Consider the following 20,828-nt stretch of genomic DNA (forward strand, 5'->3'; position numbering starts at 1 on the left):
TGGTCCGCCCCTCCGTCGTCGTTTCCTCACGTCACGCGTCGGCGCGGCTCCTGGCCTGCGCGCGCAGCGCCCGCTTGGCCTCGTCCAACCGCTCGGTGACGGCGCGCCGCACCTGTTCGCTCGGCTCGTTGTCCACCAGCCACGCGTCGACGGTGGCCACCAGCCCATCGTCGACCAGCGGCGTCGGGAACAACCAGCGCAGCGCGGTGCCGATGGTGGCGTACCCGCGATCCGCCCAGGTCCCCTCGCGTCGCGAGATCTTCCCCAACAGGTCCAGGTACGCCGCCGGATAAGGCGCCAGCACGTCGTCCTGTCCGTAGCGCCAGAACCCCATGCACAGCGCGCGGTGGGTCTCGTTCGGGATCGACGGGTCGTCGGTGGCGCGCGTCCACGCCTCCATCTTCGCCTCGACGGTGGGCAGCGACGCGCCCGCCCCGGCGGCCTGTTCGGCGCCCGCGGAGGTCTTGTCCCGCTCGAGCTCGGCCGCGATCTCGTCCTCGCCGATGGCGCCCAGCTTGGCCAGCGCCGAGGTGATGGCCCACCGCATGGCCGTGTCGATCGCCAGCCCCTCAGGCACCTCCTCGTCGACGAGCCAGCCCTTGAGCAGCGCCACCCCGGCGTCGGCCCGGATGCTGGCGATGAGCGCCTTGGCGATAAGTACCTGCTGGTCGGAAGCGGCCGGCGCACTCTTGAGGAGCCGCGCCAGGCCGGCTACCAGCTTCACGTTGGCCTCGTCGCGCAGCTCGGGCGCCGTGAACGACAGCGACGCGGTGACGGCCTGGCCGAGCAGGGTGGAGACCGCGGCCATGTCGTGTTCGCTGGGCAGCCCCGCCAGCACCAACTGGACGTAATCCTGGGGGCGCAGCTCCGCGTCGCGGGTCATCTCCCAGAACGAGGTGAAGGCGACGGCTCTGGCCAAAGGGTCCGCCAGATCGCCGATGTGCTCCACCAGTGTGGCCGCGGACGCCTCATCGAGGCGCACCTTCGCGTAGGTGAGGTCTCCGTCGTTGAGGAGGACGACGTCGCCCTTCTCAACGCCCACGAGCTCAGGCAGCTCGGTGCGCTCCCCGGAGATGTCCACCTCGGCGTAGTGGCCTCTGGTGAGGGCGCCGTCGGCCAGGGAATACAGTCCGACGCCCAGCCGGTGCGTGCGGAGCGTGGGCCACCCGGGGTGCGCGCTCTGAGTCACCGCGAAGCGCGTGAAGCGGCCCTCGTCGTCCACGTCGAAGTCCGCGGCCAGGGTGTTGACCCCCGAGGTCTCCAGCCACTGCGCCGAGAACCAGGAGAGGTCCCGGCCAGAGGCCTCCTCCAGCTCGTCGAGCAGGTCCGAGAGCTCGGTGTTGCCGTAGGCGTGCTTGCGGAAGTACTGCGTCACGCCAGCGAGGAACGCGTCGCTGCCCACCAGCGAGACCAGCAGCTTGAGCACGGAGGCGCCCTTGGCGTAGGTGATGCCGTCGAAGTTCTGCTCCACCTTCTCCAGGTCCGACATGTCCGCCGCGATCGGGTGTGTGGTGGACAGCTGGTCCTGCAGGTAGGCCCACGCCTTGCGTTCGTTGCTGAAGGAGGCCCACGGGTCGGCGCCGGTGCCGAAGGCTTCGGCGATCTCCGCGTTGGCGAAGTGGGAGGCCCACTCGGCGAACGACTCGTTGAGCCACAGGTCGTCCCACCACCGCATGGTGACAAGATCGCCGAACCACATGTGGGCCAGCTCGTGGAGGATGGTGTTGTCGCGGGCGTCGAGCTCGCGGCTGGTCACGCGGGAGCGGAACAGGTACTCGTCTCGGAACGTGACGCAGCCCGCGTTCTCCATGGCGCCGGCGTTGAACTCCGGCACGAAGATCTGGTCGTAGGTGCCGAACGGGTATGCCACGCCGAAGGCGTTCTCGAACACTTCGAACCCGCGCTGCGTGGTGGTGAGGATCCTGTCGAAGTCCAGGTACTGGGCCAGGGACTGACGGCAGGCCACCGAGGCCGGCACCTCACCGGCGGCGGAGGCGATCACGCCACGTTGGACGTGGAAGTCGCCGGCCACGAGGGCGGTGATGTAGGTGGAGATCCGCGGGGTCGCGTCGTGCTCGAAGCGGCCGAAGCCGTCCCCGATGTCCGCGGGCGCCACGCTCGGGGCGTTGGTGAACACCAGCCACTCGACGGGGGCGAGCACGGTGAGCTGGAAGGTGGCCTTCTGGTCCGGCTGCTCGGCGGTGGCGTACATGCGCCGCGCGTCGGCTGCCTCGAACTGCGTGTAGAGGTAGGTGCGACCGTCGGCTGGGTCGATGAAGCGGTGGAGGCCCTCGCCGGAATTGGAGTAGCGGCACACCGCGAGGACGACCACCTCGTGGGGCCCCTCGTCGAGGTGCGGCAGCGGGAGGCGGTAGCCGTCGTAGCCGGAGGTGTCGAGCGGCTCGCCGTCGACCGTGGCCTCGCGCACCTCGTCGGCGATCAGGTCCAGGTGGGTCTGTCCGCCGTGTCCGGTGAGGGCCAGCGAGGTCGTCGAGACGAATTGACGCTCGGGGTCGGCGACGTCGCGCCCGGTGAGGTCCACCGTGACCCGGTAGGCCTCCGTCGAGATGATGCGCGACCGCTCCGACGCCTCGTCGCGGGTGATGTTCGCCGTACCCATCTGGGCCTCCTCGTTCATGGTTACGACGCCCAGCCGTGGCGGGACGCCTCTCACTGGACCCCATTCTGATGGTCATTCGCCCTGTGGCGTGGGATTTGGGTGGTCGAATCGCCCGTGATGGTGGAACCATGGCCCCATGAGCGAGCACATCGAGGCGGAGTCGGGGGTGACCTCCCCCGATCTCCGTAGGCGCTGGACAGAGCTGAACCAGGTGCTCACGGAGGCGCAGGAGGCCTACTACGGTGCTGCGGCGCCCACCCTGTCCGACGCGGACTACGACGCGGCCATGCGCACGCTTGAGGCTTTGGAGCGGGAGCACCCATCGCTGGTGACGCCCGATTCCGTCACGCAGCGGGTCGGCGCCGCCCGGGTCACGGACTTCAGGCCGGTGGAGCACCGGCGCCGGCTCATGAGCCTGGACAACGTGTTCTCGGACGAGGAGCTCGCGGCCTGGCTGGCCAGGACCCCCGCCGAGCGCTACCTGTGCGAGCTGAAGATCGACGGACTGGCAGTCAACCTGCTGTACCTCGACGGGCGGCTGAGTGTCGCGGCCACCCGCGGCGACGGGCGGGTGGGGGAGGACGTGACGCCCAACGTCCTCACACTCGACGGCGTCCCGCACCGACTGTCGGGGGATGCCCCGGCCGTGCTCGAGGTACGCGGCGAGGTGTTCTTCCCCGTGGCCGGCTTCGAGGCGCTGAACGAGAGCCTCGTCGAGGCGGGCAAGGCCCCGTTTGCGAACCCCCGCAACGCCGCCGCCGGGTCGCTACGGCAGAAGAACCCGGCCGTCACAGGGTCGCGGCCGCTGCGGATGCTGGTCCACGGCATCGGCGCCGTCGAGGGGGCCGAGTTCAGCCGGCAGAGTGAGGCCTATGCGCGAATGCGGGAGTGGGGCCTGCCCGTGCCGGACACCTTCGTGGTGGTCTCCTCGCCCGACGAGGCGGCCGGGTTCGTGAGGCACCACGGCGAGCACCGCCACGACCTCAGTCACGAGATCGACGGCATCGTCGTCAAGGTCGACGACCTGGCCGAGCAGGACCGGCTGGGGTCCACGTCGCGGGCCCCGCGCTGGGCCATCGCCTACAAGTACCCGCCGGAGGAGGTCAACACGAAGCTGCTGGACATCCGGGTCAACGTGGGCCGCACCGGCCGCGTTACGCCCTACGGCGTGATGGAACCCGTGTTCGTCAGCGGCTCCACCGTCGAGATGGCCACCCTGCACAACGCCCACGAGGTGGCCCGCAAGGGCGTGCTCATCGGCGACACCGTCGTCCTCCGCAAGGCCGGCGACGTCATCCCGGAGATCGTGGCGCCCGTGGTAGCGCTGCGCGACGGCACCGAGCGCCCGTTCGTGATGCCCACGCGCTGCCCGTCCTGCGGCGCCGAGCTGCGGCCCGAGAAGGAGGGCGACAAGGACATCAGGTGCCCCAACGCCCGCAGCTGCCCCAGCCAGCTCCGCGAACGGCTCTTCGCCCTTGCCGGACGGGGCGCGTTCGACATCGAGGCCCTCGGCTGGGAGGGCGCCGGAGCGCTGCTGGCCAGTGGGCTGATCGCCGACGAGGGGGCGCTGTTCACGCTCACCGCCGAGGATCTCCTCCGCACGGACCTCTACACGCGACAGGCCAAGGCTGCCGAGCTGGGGGCCGACGGCGTCCGCGACTCCCGCGTGCTGTCCGCCCAGGGAGAAAAGCTGCTGGCCAACCTCGAGACGGTCAAGACGCAGCCGCTGTGGCGGGTGCTCGTCGCGTTGTCCATCCGCCACGTCGGCCCGACCGCCGCCCGGTCGCTGGCCGGCCGCTTCGGGTCGATGGAGGCCATCCGCGCCGCCAGCGTCGAAGAGCTGGCCTCCGCCGACGGCGTGGGCCAGGTGATCGCCGAGGCCATCGTCGACTGGTTCGAGGTGGACTGGCACCGCGACATCGTCGAAGCGTGGGCCGCGGCCGGGGTCCGGATGGCCGACGAGGTGGACGAGTCAGCGCCGCGCACGCTCGAGGGGCTCACGGTGGTGGTGACCGGCGGACTGGAGGGCTTCACCCGCGACGGTGCCAAGGAGGCAATCCTGGCGAGGGGCGGCAAGGCGTCAGGCTCCGTCAGCAAGAACACCGACTTCGTGGTGGTGGGGGAGAACGCCGGCTCCAAGGCCGCCAAAGCCGAGCAGTTGGGGCTGCGGATCCTCGACGAGTCCGGGTTCGTCGCCCTCTTGGCCGAGGGCCCGACCGGGGTGGAATAGTTGCCCCATGCGAGTCCACATTGCCACTGACCATGCAGCGTTCGAACTGAAGAACTACCTCGTCGAACGGCTGCGGGAGGACGGCCACGACGTCGTCGACCACGGCGCGCACACCTATGAGGCGCTCGACGACTACCCGCCGCTGATCATCCCCTGTGCCGAGGCGGTGGCGGCCGAGCCGGGCTCACTGGGCATCGTGCTGGGCGGATCCGGCAACGGGGAGCAGATCGCCGCGAACAAGGTGACGGGGATCCGGGCGGCGCTTGCCAACAACGTCGAGCTGGCACGCCTGACCCGCGAGCACAACGACGCCAACATCATCGCCCTGGGCGGACGGATGCAGAGCCTGGAGGCGGGCTACGAGATCGTTGCCACGTTCCTGGCCACGCCGTTCAGCGGCGATGAGCGACACCAGCGTCGGATCGATCAGCTGTCGGCGTACGAGGCACGCTGACCCGCTCTAGGGGCCTCACTTGGGGTTCGGGGCGCTCCGGGTTTGGGTCTCGCCGCGCGGGCGCTTCGGCGGCGGGAGCAGACGGGCGCGCAGGGCGCGGTGGTGATCCACCAGGCCCGAGATGCCGTCGCGGCCGAACTCGCGGCGCTGTTCCTCGCTCATGGGCACATGCTACGCCCGGCTAGGCTGGGCCGATGCCCGAGGGACACGTCATCCACCGCCTCGCCCACGCGCTGACCGACACCTTCGGCGGCCGGCCCGTGAACGTCACCTCGCCCCAGGGACGCTTCGACGCGGCCTCGCTCGACGGCGCGGTGATCGAGCGAGGCGAGGCGGTGGGCAAGCACCTCTTCATCGACTTCGCCACCGGCGACGTCGTCCACATCCACCTGGGCCTCATCGGCAAGCTGACCCTCGAACCGCTCGCGCCCCCGCGCGGCCAGGTCCGGCTCCGGATCGACGACGGCGTCACCGCGGCCGATCTCCGCGGCCCCCAATGGTGCCGAACCCTCACCCCGGCCGAGCGGGACGCGGTGGTCGAGGCCAGCGGGCCGGACCCGCTGCGCTCGGACGCGGATCCGACCAAGGGCTACGAGCGGCTGCGGCGCTCGGGCAAGTCCATCGCCGCCCTCCTGATGGACCAGCGGGTGGCGGCCGGCGTGGGCAACATCTTCCGCGCCGAGGTGCTGTACCGGCACCGGCTGAACCCCACGGTGCCCGGAAACCGGATCGACGAGCGCACTTGGAGCGCGCTCTGGGACGACCTCGTGGGGTTGATGGGCTACGCCGTGCAGCACGGGCGCATCGACACGGTGCGCGACGAGCACGGGCCGCAGGCGCAGGGCCGCGACCCACGCGTCGACAGGCACGGCGGCGAGGTCTATGTGTACCGCCGCGCCGGTCAGCCCTGCCTGGTGTGCGGCGCCGAGATCCGCACCGCCGTGCTCGAGGGCCGAAATCTCTACTGGTGCTCTCGCTGTCAACGCCGACGCAGGGCTGCCGCTGCGCACTAGTCTCAGACGATGGACTGGAGCGCATACGCTGCCGTGCTGTTCGACCTCGACGGGGTCATCACCCCCACCGCACAGGTCCACATGCAGGCTTGGGATGAGATGTTCAACGGCTTCCTCGCGGAGATCCCCGGGCAGGCCCCATACACCGAGTTGGACTACTTCAACTACGTTGACGGAAAGCCGCGCTACGACGGCGTCCGCGACCTCCTCGCCTCGCGCGGCCTCACCATCCCGGAAGGCAGCCCCGACGACGATCCCGCCCTGACCACGGTGTGCGGACTCGGAAACCGCAAGAACGACACGGTGACCGCGGTCATCGAACGCGACGGCGTGGCCGCCTACCCCGGCTCGGTCAGGCTGATCGAGGAGCTGGCAGCCAGCCACCACAGGCTGGCGGTCGTCTCGTCGTCGAAGAACGCTCACCTGGTACTCACCGCCTCAGGCCTGCTGAAGTACTTCCCGGTCATCGTCGACGGCAACCTCGCCCACGACGAATCGCTGCCGGGGAAGCCGGCGCCGGACACCTTCATCCGCGCCGCCGCACTACTCGGCGCCCTGGCCAGCGAATCCGTGGTGATCGAGGACGCGATCTCGGGTGTCGCGGCGGGCGCGGCCGGCCACTTCGGGCTGGTGATCGGGGTCGATCGCGGTGTGGGCGAAGAAGCCCTGCTGGCTGCCGGGGCGCACCTCGTCGTGACCGACCTCGGAAGCCTGGTGTCGCGATGATCCGCGAGATCGCGGCTGACCCGCTCAACCGGATGCGGTTCCCGATCGACGAGTGGCGGCTGGTTGAGGTGGAGCCGGACACCGCCGACGTCGGCGTCACCGAGACACTGTTCGCCGTCGGCAACGGCTACCTGGGGATGCGCGGCAACCCCGAGGAGGGCCGCCCCAGCTACGCCCACGGGACCTTCATCAACGGGTTCCACGAGACGTGGCCGATCAAGCACGCCGAGGAGGCGTTCGGGTTCGCGCACACAGGCCAGACCATCATCAACGTGCCGGACGCGAAGCTGATGAAGATCTACGTCGACGACGAACCGCTAGTGCTGTCCGTGGCGGACCTCGACGACTACGAGCGTTCCCTGGACTTCCGCAGCGGACGGCTCACCCGGACGCTCATCTGGCGCACCCCCGCCGGTAAGCGCGTGCGGGTCCGCAGCTCGCGCATGGTCTCGTTCACGGACCGGCATCTGGCCCTCATGGAGATCGAGGTGACCGTGCTGTCGGGTGGCGGCGCCCCCGTCGTGGTCACCTCGCTCATTGTCAACAGGCAGGACGGCTACACCGACTACCGGCGTCCGGACGCGGGCGGCGAGTCCTGGGATCCGCGGCGCTCCTCGTCGATGACGGGGCGCGTCCTGCAGCCCGAACTGCACTGGTACCGCGGGCAGCGCATGTTGCTGGCCTATCAGACCAGCCGATCCGGGATGACCATCGCGGTGGGGGCCGATCATTACGTCGATACGGAGAACCCGGTGGAGATCTTGTCGTCGACGGAGGACGACGTCGGCAAGCAGGTGTTCCGTGTGGAGGCCGCCGAGGGGGTCCCGGTGCGGGTGCGCAAGGCGGTGGCGTACCAGACATCGCGGGGGGTGCCCTGTGCCGAGCTCTCCGACCGCTGCCGGCGGACGCTGGACCGGGTGCGCGACAACGGTTTCGAGCACTACTACGACAGGCAACGCCAGTGGCTCGACAAGTTCTGGCTCGATGCCGACGTCGAGGTGGAGGGCCAGCCGCACATTCAGCAGGCCGTGCGGTGGTGCCTCTTCCAGCTGGCCCAGGCCACGGCGCGCAGCGACCAACAGGGGATCGCGGCCAAGGGAGTCACCGGCTCCGGATATGAGGGGCACTACTTCTGGGATACGGAGGTCTACCTGGTCCCCTTCCTCATCTACACCGCGCCCGGCGTGGCACGCAACGCGCTGAGATTCAGGGTCAACCTCCTGCCCCAGGCGAGGGAGCGGGCAGCGGTGATGTCACAACGAGGCGCCCTCTATCCCTGGCGCACGATCAACGGTGAGGAGGCCTCCGCCTACTACGCGGCAGGCACGGCGCAATACCACATCGATGCGGATGTGGCCTTCGCCTTCTCGAAGTACCGCGACCTCACCGGCGACACCGAGTTCATGTACCGCGACGGCGCCGCCGTGATGGTGGAGACGGCCCGGCTCTGGGCGGACCTCGGCTTCTGGAGGGCGGAATCCGACGGCACGCAGCGGTTCCACATCCACGGCGTGACCGGGCCCGACGAGTACACGGCGGTGGTCAACAACAACATGTTCACCAACGTCATGGCCCGGGCGAATCTCCGTTCGGCCGCCGCCCTGATGCGGGAGATGCGCGCGACCGACGACCACGCGTACCGCCGCGTCGCGGCGGCCCTCCGGCTGGACCCGGCCGAGATCGACGAGTGGGAGGCCTGCGCCGACGGGATGGTCGTGCCGTTCGACGAGACCTTCGGCATCCACCCCCAGGACGACAAGTTCCTCTCCTCAGAGCTGTGGGACCTGCCGAACACACCCGAGGACAAGCGACCGCTGCTGCTCAACTACCACCCGCTGGTCATCTACCGCTTCCAGGTCCTCAAGCAGGCCGACGTGGTGCTCGCGCTCTTCCTTCAGGGCGACGAGTTCACCTCGGAGGAGAAGCGTGCGGACTTCGAGTACTACGACCCCATCACCACGGGAGACTCCACACTCTCGGGGGTTGTGCAGTCCGTGATGGCGGCCGAGGTGGGATACCAGGACATGGCCATGCAGTACTTCCTCTCGGGCCTGTACGTGGACCTGGCGGACCTTCACTCCAACGCCCGGGACGGGGCGCACATCGCCTCCACCGGCGGGGTGTGGAACGCGCTGGTCTACGGGTTCGGGGGGCTGCGTGACCACCACGGCCGGATCTCGTTCGACCCACGGCTCCCGGCGGGGTGGGCGGCCCTCACGTTCCCACTGAGGATCCGCGGCTCCCGGCTCCGGGTCCGTTTGAGTGCGCAGGCGATCTCATTCGAGGTGGAGGAGGGCGGCGCGGTCGATCTCACCGTCCGCGGGGCGGCCGTGACGGTGCAGCCCGGTTCGCCGGTCACCGTCGTGCTGGAGGATCAGGGTACGCGGCTACCCTCTATGGAGGGCAGCCCCCTCGTCCTCGGAGAGAACCGCGAGGACGGGTCTGTGGTCCGCGCGATTGTGCCCGAGTCGCATCCCCAGGAAGTGACGAGTTCTGACTGATGACTGCTGAAGTGACCGGCGCTGTGCGCGAGGCGTTCGAGTCGCGCACCACCGCCCGCGGATTCGAACTGCTCGGCGAGGGCAGGCTGACACGCCTCGCCGTCGAATTCCAGGATGGTTGGGGCCACCCGCGCCCGGCCGCGGACGCGGTGGGAGTCGACGTCGAGCATGAGGCCGGCGTGGCCGCCACTGTGCGGGTGCGTTCCGGGCAGCGGATGCGCCTCGAAGTCTCGCTGGAGTCCCAGTCCCAGGACGTGGTGACGGTGCCCGGCCCCCTCCTGCGCGTCGAGGGACTCCTCGAGCCAATCTCCTGGCTGGCCGGTGCGTCCGGGGAGATCGCACTGCGCTCCGCGGCCGGGCCCGGGCTGCTCACCCAGCGGCGCGGGTTGTCCGCCCCGTCGGACGAGGTAGGGGTGTCCTACCCGCTCGAAGAATCCGTGCTCGTGCGTCCCCGGCAGATGGTGTCGGCAGCATGGACCTACGAAGCGCACCATGGGGACGAACTCGAGGTCCCCGCCGAGCCGTCATGGTTGCCGTGGGCACGGCACGTCCCCCTCGGGCAGCCGGTCGAGTTCAGCGCGCCCGACGGCACGGTCACCGTCCCTGACGGGGTCCAGATGGAGGAGAGTGAGGGCGAGTTCTCGCTCGTCACCCCGCCCGGTCTGGTGCAGGTGGGGGTGTGGGGGCCCGGGGGGCGGACCTCGGTGGAGGTGGGCGCCTTCCGGGACCTGGCGGTGCTGCGAGGCGAGCTGATGGCCTCCGGCCCGAGGAGCGACGCCTGGGCCTACGTCGCGGTCCGGCACATGCTCGACGCGTGGGCCTCCGATGATCTGCTCGACGCCGTCGACAGGGTGATCGGCGAGCACCAGGACAGGCCCACGGCCTGGATCGCGTGTGCGGCGGCGCTGGCGGGACAGCTCGGGCTTCCCGTGGAGAGCGAGGCGGCGGCGTCGGCCACCGAGGTGCTGGCGCGGGCCTCGCGGCGCGACGGTGTGCTGCTGGCACTGCACGGGCTGGTTCCCATCGAGCTGGGGTCCGGGACATGGCCGGTGGGGGACTTCGACGTGCTGGGGGCGCAGGCGTTCGCGGCCATCGGGTTCGGGCGGATCAGCACGGATCCGAGGCCGCTCCGCGGGGCGGACGTGGCGTTGGCCAAGCTCTACGCGGCCGGACTGGGGGAGACCGAACGAGGGATCCGGCTCGCCGCCTACGCGCAGGCGGCGGAGAACCGACTCCTGTGTCAGCTGTCCATCCAGCCGTCGGTCTCCGACGTGGCCTGGTTGTCGATCTAGCGGTCATCCCCAACCGCTGGCTGAGGAGCCGCAGTCCTCCCCAACCGCTGGCTGAGGAGCCGCGTAGTCCTCCCCAACCGCTGGCTGTGGAGCCGCGCAGTCCTCCCCAACCGCTGGCTGAGGAGCCGCGTAGCGGCCTCGAAGCCTGAGAAACGTCAGCCGACAAGGTCGCCTTCTCGAGGCTTCGAGGCTCGTCGCTGCGCTCCTCACACCTCGGCCAGCGGGGTGGGCACGCGTAGCCGCCCTCCGCTGGCTGAGGAGCCGCGCAGTCCTCCCCAACCGCTGGCTGAGGAGCCGCGCAGCGGCCTCGAAGCCTCAGAAACGTCACTCATCACACCCCGCCTCGGGGCACCACCATGCCCACCCAACCCCCACCGCCTGCTCCGGATCTCGACGCCCTCATCCGACGCAGCTCCGCCGCTTGGGCGCAGGCCGGCTAGCAGCCATCCCCGAGAGTTCACCCGGGAATCCCACAACCTGGTCACGAGTGCAGGGCAGCCGCCTCAGTGAAAGAACGCTTGTCAGCTCCAGTTACAGCGAGCCCGCGCCTGACCAGCGAGGGTGAAGGAGGGCAAGGACTACCACCTATGCCGCTCAGCGCGTGCGGGCGAGTTGGTCCTCGAGGTTGAAGACCTCCTCCAGCAGTACGAACCCCTCGTCAGGGGCCACGTCAAGGTCGGCGAAGAACTCGCCCATCTCGGCCTGCCAGCGGGCGTTGACCTCGGTATTGCCCATCGCTTCCTGGGCGGCCACCAGATCTTCGGATTCCACATAGCCGATCAGCAGCCCGTCGGGGCGCATGAACAGCGAGTAGTTGTGCCATCCCGACGCCTTGAGCGCCTGCAGCATCTCCGGCCAGACGGCGGCGTGGCGGGCCTTGTACTCGTCCAAGCGCTCGGGCCGGACGTGGAGTTCGAAGCAGTAGCGGCGACGGGTGGTCATGGGGGCGTCCTCCTGGATGCGACCGAATTGAAACGATCGAATCACGGGCTTCCACTCATGTCAAGGGAGCCGGGCGACGCAGGATGCGGCAGAGGGACCCGCACGGTGTGCGGGTCCCTCTGATTGCCGTGGCGTGTGCCAGATGTCAGCCGAGCAGCGCGGCGGCATCGACCGTCGGCGGCACGATGACCTTGTCGATGACGTGGATGACCCCGTTGGAGGCATCGACGTCGGTGGTGACGACGTTGGCGTCGTTGACCATGACGCCGCCGTCGGTGGTGATTGCGATGGTGGAGCCCTCCACCGTCGCGACATCGCCGGCCGTGACGTCAGCGGCCATGACCTCGCCGGAGACGACGTGGTAGGTCAGGATGCTGGTGAGGGCGTCCTTGTTCTCCGGGAGCAGGAGGGCGTCGAGCAGGCCCTCGGGGAGCGCGTCGAACGCGTCATCGGTGGGCGCGAAGACCGTGAAGGGTCCATCGCCCGACAGCGTCTCGACGAGGTCGGCCGCGGTCACCGCAGCGACGAGGGTCTCGAAGTCGGGGTTGCCGGCGGCCACGTCCACGATGGTGCCGGCCTCCTCCATGGGGGCCTCGGACATTGACTCGCTCATGGACTCCGACGGCGAGGCCGCGGCGCTGGTCGTTTCAGCGGTGCTCGCCTCCGGCGTCATCTCGTCACTGGCTCCCGCGCATCCGGACAGGAACAGAAGTGCTGCGACGCTTCCGGCAGCTGCGATCTTGATGTTCATGGTGTCTCCTTGGTGTGGGATGAAGCCGCCGTGTGCAGCTCGCTCTCACAGATGGATTCGCATGAAGTGCCGCCCTCGGATGCACCTGGGGCCGACTTTTTTCGGACGCGATCCTGAAGACCGGCCGACACGTGATGACACTGGGTGGTTTACGAGGCGCCGCGCAACGAAGATGATGACCTGGCTGCGGCCCGGGGGCCGCACCCACGCGATCGAAGCCGACGTCATCGAGCGCCGAGGACAAGCTCTGCTCAAGCCCGCCCTTGCCGCCCACGTCGAGGCCCTACCGCTGGGCATCGCCCACGAACTGCGCCACCAACGCCTTGTCCACCAGTGGCGGGACCGTCGTCGTCACCTGCTCCTCGACCTCCGTCACGGCCGCCTCAGCGACCGGCTCAACCTGCATCCTCATCGGGAACCTCTTTCATCGGAGTTACACCGGAAACCGTACGGTCCCTCTTCTAAAACCTCGAGAAGAACCGGCATCGAACCGGGGATGGTTCAGAGCTTCTCGGCACGAACGTTCCTCGGGCCATGTCGATGCAGGTACGAAAGTTCCTTGGGTGCTCCCGACGACGGAATGAACGTACCCAAAAGCCGATGACGCATTGACGTGGTCGGCGACGTATGGGAGGGTTCGATCCAACTTGCCACGCCCATCGAGGGTGCGACACCATGCATTCTTGGGAGAGCTCAACGACTGTGATTCGAAGAGCGATGGGTTCGATGGTAGGGGTGCTGGCTCCGATCCGACTGTCGGTGGAACCGCTGTTGCATTGGCGAACAAGGAGCACAATAGCGAATGCGCGAGACCCACGAGTCGTGGTTGGAATGCAACTCGAATGGGCCCTTGACTGAGACGGAAATATCCGTATCCGCACGCTGGCCGAAAGTTGACCCTCCCCAAGGGGCAGTGTGAGCCACCGCATACCGTAGGCTCTCAATCAGTCAATCGGAAAAGAGGGGATGATGAATGATCGCCAATCCGCAGAACGTCGCGTCGGTCAGCTTCTTCGGGTAGCGCTCTCCGTGTTCGTTGCGGCCGTACTCCTGCTCGCGAGCACCCCAGCCCAGGCATCCGGTGACAGGAGCGATCCAGTCGAGTTCGATCTCGAGCACGTAGTTGTTGCCGCTATGGCAGGGAGCGCAACAAAGGCGCAGATCGCTTGGCTAATATCGAAGCATCCGACGGTGGCTGATCGAACGCCTGCACCTGACGTCGAGGACGACATCACGGAACTGGCTCTGACGCAAGGCGAGTTGAGCCGAGCGAGCTGCAAGGAGGTCTGGGGCACCCGGACAAAGCGCTCGATCACCGGGGCGGTTGTCCTGTACAAGTACACCCACAAGGTTCAATTCTGCTGGTTGGGAGGAGCGGTCACGTCGGCCGCGACGACCTCGGCCTACTTCACGAACGTGGACTTCAGCGTGGACATTGTGACAACGAATCACAACAGTTGGAAGTCTGGTGTGGGAACGCCCACGGCGTACGTCTTTCGACAGGGTCGCGTGAACCACATAATTCCCGTTGTCGGAGGAATAATCGGCCACACATACCCATGGGTGAAGCTCAAGGTGACCGGGGCAGGCAGCGCGACATACACGCAAGGAGAGTAAGGTGCCTCGCATTCTCGTTCCAGTCTTCGTGGGGATCATGACGGGCGGACTTATCATTGGGCCCATCCTCGGCGCCGCGATCGGCATCCTCTTCGGTGGATTCTTGGGTGGTTTTGAGTGGGGGGTCTCAATGGTGGCGGGTGCGGCATTAGGAGCGTGGCTAGGCTTGCAGTGGGCGCATCGGACGACTGTCTCGAAGTAGCCGGTCTATGGGCACGACATTGCCCGCCGACACCGCCGCTCAGGCCCTTCCTCATCGGCCGACTCCATCACTGGGAGCTTGTCGTTGAGATGGTCACCGGGTAGGAATCTCGCACTAACCTCGATCGTTCATGGCGGAGTGAGCGACGCGTGCGGTAGATAGGCCGGAGTGCCTTCTGACTACGGGATACTTGGACTTGCGACTGTTCAAGACCCCTGAAGTGGAAGGCGCTCCGTAGACGCCAGGCGCAGGAAGATCCAGGCGGCCCGGGCCCGTGTCCGCCGCCACGTCTGGGCCCAACTGGCAGTCGCAGGTGGGGTTCCCGCGTCTCGGGTCGCCGGCACCGATCTCGGCAGCACGGTGGTGTTGGATGTCGATGCCACGATCGTTGTGACCCACTCGGAGAAGGAGCTCGCCGCCCCGACGTTCAAACGAAGCTTCGGGTATCACCCGATCGGTGTGTGGTGCGACAACACCGGTGAGTTCCTCGCCGCCGCACTGCGGACCGGGCGGGCAGGGTCGAACACCGCCGTCGACCACATTCAGGTCCTGGGCGAGGCGATCACCCAGATCCCGATGCCGTTGTCGCCGCCATCTGTTGATCCGCTGCGATTGGGCCGGCGCCTCCCACCAGTTGCTGGACTGGCTCACTGCACAAGGCCAAGTCAGAGGCCGCAGCCTGGACTACAGCGTGGGGTTCACGATCGGCGAGAAGGTGCGTCCCGCGATCACCGAACTTCCCGCGGGCTTGTGGTCGCCGGCGCTGAAGGCAGGGGGTGAGGTCCGCGAGGGCGGGGACGTCGCTGAGGTCACCGGACTCCTGGACCTGACCAGTTGGCCGCCCGGGATGCGTGCGCGTGATCCTGCGCCGCGAACGCCCCCATCCGGGGGCTCAACTGTCGCTGTTCGAAGCCCACGACGGGTGGCGGTATCGAGCGTTCGCCACCAACACCGGCAGCGGAACTCTGCAGTTCCTCGAGGCCCGTCACCGGGCGCATGCCCGGGTCGAGGACCGGATCCGACATGCCAAAGAATCGGGCCTGGGGCAGGTTCCCGTCCCGCGAGTTCAGTATCAACCAGACCTGGCTTGCGCTCACGATGATCGCCGCCGATCTGGTCGCCTGGCTCAAGATGCTGGCCCTTGACGGCGACCTCGCCAAAGCCGAACCCAAGGCACTCAGGCATCGGTTGCTGCACGTCCCGGCCCGACTCGTTCACGGCGCCCGACGGCGCCTGCTGCGTCTACCCAAGACCTGGCCCTGGGTCGAGCACCTCGTGGCCGCGTTCGCCCGGATCGCCGCGATCCCACCACCGCACTGACCCCACCCCGTCCGCACCAAGCCGAGGAACCTGGAGAACCGCCCACCGGCAGCGTCAGCCGGCGAACAACCGCGCCCTCACCCGGCCCAGTGTTCAGATCGGGCTCCGACAGCCCAGCTGACAGCTCTCAAGCCGCCTCATGAAAGAGGGAGGCTAATCTGGCACGCCGTGAGCCCCCCGGGGGGGCAAAACCTGCTCTGGCCTTTGCTGGTCGGGGCGACAGGACTCGAACCTGCGGTCTCCTGCTCCCAAAGCAGGCGCGCTAGCCACTACGCTACGCCCCGGTGGCCGTCGAAACCCCTGTCAGTGGAGCCTGACAAGGGGCTTCGACGACTCGAGCGGATGACGGGAATCGAACCCGCGTAGTTAGTTTGGAAGACTAGGGCTCTACCATTGAGCTACATCCGCAGAACCGTCGATGACTCTACCAGCCGACTGCTGGAGAGCGCGATTCCAACTCACCCGATCGCATCGCGTCGGCGCCGCGCCAACTGCCGTCGGACATCCCTGGTGATCGCGGAGTTGAACGGCAACGCGCCGCCCGCAAGGTCGTCGTCGAGGGACGAGGTGGCGCGCAGCGCGGTGTTCAATGCGCGCTCGACCACGCCGGTCGGCAGGCCGAGCCCCCGCCCGAAGTCCACGAGGTGCCGCCGGATGAGGCCGTCGGTGCGGCCGCCGACGCTGAGCGCGAGCGTGTGGTCACGGTAGGGGAGGGTGCTCAGAACGTCGTACATGGGTGCCACTCGCCACTCGCCGCCCGGGTTCTGCAGCACGGACACGTTCTTGGCGTGCACATCGCCGTTGCCGATGAGCCAGGCGAGGACGAGCTGGATGAAGACGTTGCGCATCGCGACGGGTCGTGCCGCGCATGCGTCCGCCACCGCGGTCGCTGCCTCTTCCGCGGACAGGAGGTACTTGTCGCTGGGATAGCGACCGAGGAGCTGGCATGCGTCTTCGACCGCGCGGCGACCATCCGCCCGGTCGAAGCGGTGCACCACAAGCCCCGATCTGCCCCTCGTGTCGGTAATGATCGTTGCTTCCACGACGGAGAGGCCGAGGCGCCTGGCCACGCGGAGGAAGTACGCCTCGTTCTCGACGGCGAAAGGGTAGTCGGGCGGCGTCAACTTGATGATCGTCGATGCCCCTGATCCGGAGTGACCGGGGAGTGTGATCATCCCGGCGGACAGCTTGTCCTGAACGCCTGGCATGCCGACGGGATCGATGCCGTAGTCAGCGAGCAACGCCGCGAAGTCCAGCGGCTCCTCCGGTTCCACCAGCGGGCGGGCGGGTACTGGAGGCCTGCCCTGCGGTAACACCTGGACGTCCCCGATGGTGTCGGTACCTGTCGCGAGCAGCAGGGTGAGCTCGTCGTCTCCTGAGGTCTTGACCGCCCGCTGGAGTGCCGCGAGGCGGCGCCCCTCGGGCAGCAGATTGGTGAAGAAGGGCGGCAACGTCCGCCCGGGGCGCACGAACCGTGAACCCAGGGGAAGCGAGTGGGCTACGGGGGGGCCTGAGTAGTGATCCACGTAGGCGAACGTGGTGTCCACCCCGTCGGCCTCGAGTGTCGCGGCGAGGAGCCCGTCCTTGTAGACGTCGGCGACGTTCACGGCTTGATCCTGACTGTGAGCTCCAACCCAAGGGTGTCAAGAAGGGCGCGGAGTTTGTCGAACTGCACGGAGACCTTGCCCGCCTCGACGGCGCGGACGAAACGCTCGGACACCCCGGCGAGGTCCGCGGCGTCGAGCTGTGTCAGGTGCAACGCCCGACGCCTTTTGCTGACGGTGCTGGCAAGATCCATGGTGCTCCGATCGGCGTGAACGTGCCGTTTGTAGTCATTGTCCCCATGCAGGGCGGAGAGGTCAAGGCTATTCGGTGCGTTCGTGCCGGATCCTGTTTGCGACGGCGTCCCTCATGGCGCTGGAGGAGAAGATCGGCACGTGTGTGCCGGTCGTCGGAGCGATCCAGTCGCTGGGCTCAGAGGCCGAGGAAGGCGCGGATGGTGTTGAGTTCGCGCCCGGCCTGGGACCGTCCTGACTGGAAGACCGACCGGAGCATCGGGACCCGCCGCTCCGAGTTGCGGATCGGCATGGAGTCCGGGAACACGAGATAGGCGCGGCCCTCCCGCTCCAGCTCGAGGAGCTCGTCGAGCGATCGGTTGTAGTTGGCGGGCCGCTCGATCAGCCCCTGGGCGATGGAGGGGTAGCGCCGGAACAGCGTCCGCATGGCGGCCGTCGAACGGACCGGGGCCTTCCGATAGCCACGTGGGCGGGTCATCACCACGAGAAAGCGCTCGTAGCCGTCCCTCCTCGCCGCATCGAGGGCGAACCCGCCCGTGGGGCCGAGGGCGCCGTCGCAGTAGTCCACGCCGTCGATGGTGGTCAGCGGCATGAGCAGCGGCATCGTCGACGACGCCCTCACCCGCTTCGCCAGGGACATCACGTCCTGAAGGTCCTCGCGGCCCCAGTAGATCATCTCGCCGTCTGCGCAGCGGACCGCTCCGATGCGGACCTGGGCGGGGTTGGCCCGGAAGGTGTCGAGATCCAGGGGGAGGACCTGGTGGGGGAGCGAGGTCTGCTCGTAGATCCACTCGGCGTTGAACATGCCCTTGCCTGCCACCCAGGTGCGCCAGTCGCCGAACTGGGGTTCGGCCGCGACATCGACGAACGACCGCTCCGCGCGCCCGGGGTCCCGGGAGACGTAGTTGACGGTGCAGCTGGACCCGGCCGAGATGCCGCCCACCCAGTCGAGGTGGATGCCCGCCTCCAGGAGGGCGGTGAGCACCCCGGAGGAGAAGGCGGCCCGCATGCCGCCGCCCTCGAAGACGAGTGCGGTGTCGGTCACGGTGCTGGTCATCACGGGTACCCACTCTAGAGCGGTCCCAGGGCAGGGCGGGGCGGAGGGGCGCGCTGCCGATTGGTGGGCTGGGCATTGACCGATAGACTCGATCCCGATCATTCCAACTTCAGGAGTCCATTCGTGCCTAGCACCTCCCAGAAGCTGAGCCCGACGCGGGTGAAGCTCACCGTCGAGATCCCCTTCGCCGATCTCAAGCCCTACCTCGATGACGCCTACAAGGGGATTGCCGAGCAGATCAACATTCCCGGCTTCCGCAAGGGGAAGGTGCCTGCCACCGTCATCGATCAGCGCTACGGCCGCGGCGTCGTGTTGCAGGAGGCCATCAACGAGGCCATCCCGACGGCGTACAACGCAGCCATCGAGGAGCACAAGGTTGTGCCCATGGCGCAGCCTGAGGTTGAGGTCACCAAGCTGGAGGACAAGGAGCTCGTCGAGTTCACGGCCGAGGTGGACATCCGCCCGGACGTGACCCTGCCTGACTTCACCAAGGTCGAGGCCACCGTGGACAACGCCGCCAGCATCGACGCGCTCGTCGAGGAGCGCATCGGCCTCCTGCGCGAGCGCTTCGCCACCACCACAGAGGTGGACAGGGCTGCGGCCGAGGGCGACGTGCTCACCCTGGATCTCGTGGCCTCCCAGAACGGCGAGCCGCTTCCTGAGGCCACCGCCGAGGGTCTCACCTACAAGGTGGGCCAGGAAGCCAACATGCTCGAGGGCCTGGACGAGGCCGTGACCGGGCTCAAGGCCGGCGAGTCGAAGACCTTCACCTCCACCCTGGTGGGCGGCCAGTTCCGCGGCCAGGACGCGGAGATCGAGGTGACCGTGATCAAGGTCTCCCAGCAGGACCTGCCCGAGGTGGACGACGAGTTCGCGCAGCTCATCTCTGAGTTCGACACCGTCGAGCAGATGAAGGAAGACCTCCGCAAGGGTGCCGAGCAGCAGGTGAAGGCCGATCAGCTGGCCGACGCCCGTGACAAGGTGCTGGAGGCCGTCCTTGAGGCCACAGAGTTCGAGTTGCCCGAGTCCGTGCTGGCCCGTGAGCTTGAGGCTCGCCGGGCTGAGGTCCAGCGTCAGCTGGCCGGCGGAGGGATGACGGTGGAGGACTACCTCGCCAACTCCGAGGATGAGGAGGCCAAGGACGCCGACGAGTTCTGGGCCATGATCGACAAGCGCTCCGAGCAGGCTCTCAAGGCGCAGGTGGTGCTGGACGTCTACGCCGACACCAACACCGTCGACGTCTCCCAGCAGGACCTGACGGAGCTCATCTTCCGCAAGGCGCAGCAGAACGGCTCCAGCCCGCAGGACGAGATCAACCACATGATGGAGCACAACCACATGCCCGAGTGGATGCAGGAGATCCGTCGGGGCAAGGCGCTCGCGGCCATCTGCGCAGACGCGAAGGTCACCGATGAGGACGGCAACCCCGTCGAGACCACGCTGGCGGTCGACGCCATCGAGGCCGCCGAGGAAGTCATCGCCGAGGAGGAGGCCGAAGAGGCCGAGGTCGACGCCAAGTAACACCCAGTCACAGGATCGCCGCGGGACCCGTTCCCGCGGCGATCCTGTCGTCTCCGGTGACGCCTCGGGCGAACACGGCCCCGCGCTGTTGGGTCCTTGGCGAATGCCGGTAGGTTAGTGGGGTGACTGAGACTCGAAACGACATCCGGATGGCCGGGCCCTCGGGCGCCGGCCTCGGCATGACAGACAACGTGTATTCGTCCCTCCTGGCCAACCGGATCATCTTCCTCGGGTCGGAGGTGCGCGACGAGAACGCCAACGCGATCTGTGCACAGATGCTGCTGCTGAATGCGGAGGACCCGCACCAGGACATCTACCTCTACATCAACTCGCCCGGCGGCTCGGTGGACTCCGGCATGGCCATCTTCGACACCATGCAGTGGATCAGCAACGACGTCGCCACCGTCGCCATGGGCCTGGCGGCATCGATGGGGCAGTTCCTGCTCTCGGCCGGCACGCCCGGCAAGCGCTTCGCGCTGCCGCACAGCCGGATCATGATGCACCAGCCCTCCGGCGGGCTCGGCGGCACCGCCTCCGACATCCGGATCCAGGCGGAGCAGTCGCTGCACATCAAGCGCACCATGGCCGCCCTCATCGCCAAGCACACCGGCCAGACGGTGGACCAGATCGAGGCCGACTCAGACCGTGACCGGTGGTTCACCGCCGAGCAGGCGCTCGAGTACGGGTTCATCGACCACGTCTACGAGCGCGCATCCCAGATCAAGACGGAGGCCCCGAACCAGTGATCACCAACCTGCCCCAGGGCTCCGCACCCACCGGAATGGA

The 20,828-nt window shown here is 67.9% G+C and carries 21 protein-coding genes and 2 tRNA genes; 11 read left to right on the plus strand and 12 right to left on the minus strand.

Annotated elements, in window-relative coordinates; translation table 11 throughout:
* Positions 1 to 31 precede the first annotated feature (31 nt).
* Complete coding sequence (pepN, locus tag H5399_RS13830) at positions 32 to 2,638, minus strand: aminopeptidase N (RefSeq protein WP_370585775.1); 2,607 nt, start codon at positions 2,636 to 2,638, stop codon at positions 32 to 34.
* A gap of 118 nt (positions 2,639 to 2,756) precedes the next feature.
* On the opposite strand from pepN, the gene ligA reads away from it, so the two are divergent.
* A complete protein-coding gene (gene ligA, locus H5399_RS13835; RefSeq protein WP_182783653.1) occupies positions 2,757 to 4,850 on the plus strand; it encodes an NAD-dependent DNA ligase LigA in 2,094 nt (697 codons plus the stop codon).
* Positions 4,851 to 4,857: 7 nt separating this feature from the next.
* The gene (locus tag H5399_RS13840; protein WP_182783655.1) at positions 4,858 to 5,304 is read left to right on the plus strand and encodes a ribose-5-phosphate isomerase; all 447 of its coding nucleotides are present in this window, start codon (positions 4,858 to 4,860) and stop codon (positions 5,302 to 5,304) included.
* Between the two features lie 15 nt (positions 5,305 to 5,319).
* Here H5399_RS13840 and H5399_RS13845 read toward each other — a convergent pair whose 3' ends face one another.
* Positions 5,320 to 5,466 (minus strand): hypothetical protein, encoded by a 147-nt coding sequence (locus tag H5399_RS13845; protein ID WP_182783656.1) that lies wholly within the window; start codon positions 5,464 to 5,466, stop codon positions 5,320 to 5,322.
* A gap of 32 nt (positions 5,467 to 5,498) precedes the next feature.
* Here H5399_RS13845 and H5399_RS13850 point away from each other — a divergent pair, with 32 nt between their 5' ends.
* The 4 genes from H5399_RS13850 to H5399_RS13865 are packed head-to-tail and all read left to right on the plus strand — an operon-like array spanning position 5,499 to position 10,836.
* Positions 5,499 to 6,317, plus strand: coding sequence for an Fpg/Nei family DNA glycosylase (locus H5399_RS13850; protein WP_182783658.1), 819 nt, complete (start codon positions 5,499 to 5,501; stop codon positions 6,315 to 6,317).
* 9 nt (positions 6,318 to 6,326) lie between these two features.
* Positions 6,327 to 7,043 (plus strand): HAD family phosphatase, encoded by a 717-nt coding sequence (locus H5399_RS13855; protein ID WP_182783659.1) that lies wholly within the window; start codon positions 6,327 to 6,329, stop codon positions 7,041 to 7,043.
* Entirely contained in the window at positions 7,043 to 9,544 is a 2,502-nt protein-coding gene (locus tag H5399_RS13860; protein WP_370585792.1) for a glycoside hydrolase family 65 protein, read from the plus strand. Before H5399_RS13855 ends, H5399_RS13860 begins: the two co-directional genes overlap by 1 nt.
* Entirely contained in the window at positions 9,544 to 10,836 is a 1,293-nt protein-coding gene (locus tag H5399_RS13865; RefSeq protein WP_182783663.1) for a hypothetical protein, read from the plus strand. Before H5399_RS13860 ends, H5399_RS13865 begins: the two co-directional genes overlap by 1 nt.
* Positions 10,837 to 11,042: 206 nt before the next feature.
* Here H5399_RS13865 and H5399_RS18185 read toward each other — a convergent pair whose 3' ends face one another.
* From H5399_RS18185 to H5399_RS13880, 5 genes are all read right to left on the minus strand, one after another.
* Positions 11,043 to 11,168 carry a hypothetical protein gene (locus tag H5399_RS18185; RefSeq protein WP_255422335.1) on the minus strand — a complete coding sequence of 42 codons (126 nt, stop codon included), beginning with the start codon at positions 11,166 to 11,168 and terminating at the stop codon, positions 11,043 to 11,045.
* 262 nt (positions 11,169 to 11,430) lie between these two features.
* Entirely contained in the window at positions 11,431 to 11,778 is a 348-nt protein-coding gene (locus H5399_RS13870) for an L-rhamnose mutarotase (protein ID WP_182783664.1), read from the minus strand.
* A 145-nt stretch (positions 11,779 to 11,923) separates the two neighbouring features.
* Positions 11,924 to 12,529 carry a fasciclin domain-containing protein gene (locus H5399_RS13875; protein WP_220489181.1) on the minus strand — a complete coding sequence of 202 codons (606 nt, stop codon included), beginning with the start codon at positions 12,527 to 12,529 and terminating at the stop codon, positions 11,924 to 11,926.
* A gap of 283 nt (positions 12,530 to 12,812) precedes the next feature.
* Positions 12,813 to 12,941 (minus strand): hypothetical protein, encoded by a 129-nt coding sequence (locus tag H5399_RS18190; RefSeq protein WP_255422336.1) that lies wholly within the window; start codon positions 12,939 to 12,941, stop codon positions 12,813 to 12,815.
* Between the two features lie 536 nt (positions 12,942 to 13,477).
* Positions 13,478 to 13,648, minus strand: coding sequence for a hypothetical protein (locus H5399_RS13880; RefSeq protein WP_182783666.1), 171 nt, complete (start codon positions 13,646 to 13,648; stop codon positions 13,478 to 13,480).
* A gap of 72 nt (positions 13,649 to 13,720) precedes the next feature.
* Here H5399_RS13880 and H5399_RS13885 point away from each other — a divergent pair, with 72 nt between their 5' ends.
* From H5399_RS13885 to H5399_RS13895, 3 genes are all read left to right on the plus strand, one after another.
* Positions 13,721 to 14,146 (plus strand): hypothetical protein, encoded by a 426-nt coding sequence (locus H5399_RS13885; protein ID WP_182783668.1) that lies wholly within the window; start codon positions 13,721 to 13,723, stop codon positions 14,144 to 14,146.
* A 565-nt stretch (positions 14,147 to 14,711) separates the two neighbouring features.
* Positions 14,712 to 15,128, plus strand: coding sequence for a transposase (locus H5399_RS18620; protein ID WP_370585776.1), 417 nt, complete (start codon positions 14,712 to 14,714; stop codon positions 15,126 to 15,128).
* 243 nt (positions 15,129 to 15,371) lie between these two features.
* Positions 15,372 to 15,668, plus strand: a complete 297-nt coding sequence (locus tag H5399_RS13895) for a transposase (protein WP_182783672.1) — start codon at positions 15,372 to 15,374, stop codon at positions 15,666 to 15,668.
* Positions 15,669 to 15,876: 208 nt separating this feature from the next.
* Here H5399_RS13895 and H5399_RS13900 read toward each other — a convergent pair.
* The 5 genes from H5399_RS13900 to H5399_RS13920 form a co-directional block, all read right to left on the minus strand.
* Positions 15,877 to 15,952: transfer RNA gene (locus tag H5399_RS13900), tRNA-Pro, on the minus strand.
* A 53-nt stretch (positions 15,953 to 16,005) separates the two neighbouring features.
* Positions 16,006 to 16,076 (minus strand) — tRNA-Gly (locus H5399_RS13905).
* 50 nt (positions 16,077 to 16,126) lie between these two features.
* A complete protein-coding gene (locus H5399_RS13910; protein WP_182783674.1) occupies positions 16,127 to 17,275 on the minus strand; it encodes a HipA domain-containing protein in 1,149 nt (382 codons plus the stop codon).
* On the minus strand, positions 17,272 to 17,466 hold the full coding sequence (locus H5399_RS13915; protein ID WP_182783676.1) for a helix-turn-helix domain-containing protein: 195 nt from the start codon (positions 17,464 to 17,466) through the stop codon (positions 17,272 to 17,274). The genes H5399_RS13910 and H5399_RS13915 overlap by 4 nt, the downstream gene beginning before the upstream one ends.
* A 176-nt stretch (positions 17,467 to 17,642) precedes the next feature.
* The gene (locus tag H5399_RS13920) at positions 17,643 to 18,521 is read right to left on the minus strand and encodes a patatin family protein (RefSeq protein ID WP_182783678.1); all 879 of its coding nucleotides are present in this window, start codon (positions 18,519 to 18,521) and stop codon (positions 17,643 to 17,645) included.
* Between the two features lie 123 nt (positions 18,522 to 18,644).
* Here H5399_RS13920 and tig point away from each other — a divergent pair, with 123 nt between their 5' ends.
* Together tig and H5399_RS13930 are read left to right on the plus strand one after the other, a co-directional pair.
* On the plus strand, positions 18,645 to 20,042 hold the full coding sequence (gene tig / locus H5399_RS13925) for a trigger factor (protein ID WP_182783680.1): 1,398 nt from the start codon (positions 18,645 to 18,647) through the stop codon (positions 20,040 to 20,042).
* A 149-nt stretch (positions 20,043 to 20,191) separates the two neighbouring features.
* A complete protein-coding gene (locus H5399_RS13930) occupies positions 20,192 to 20,788 on the plus strand; it encodes an ATP-dependent Clp protease proteolytic subunit (RefSeq protein ID WP_182784009.1) in 597 nt (198 codons plus the stop codon).
* The last annotated feature ends 40 nt before the right edge of the window (positions 20,789 to 20,828 follow it).

Origin of the sequence: Tessaracoccus sp. MC1627, assembly GCF_014164725.1 — a bacterium.
In the GTDB taxonomy this organism is placed as follows: Bacteria; Actinomycetota; Actinomycetes; order Propionibacteriales; family Propionibacteriaceae; genus Arachnia.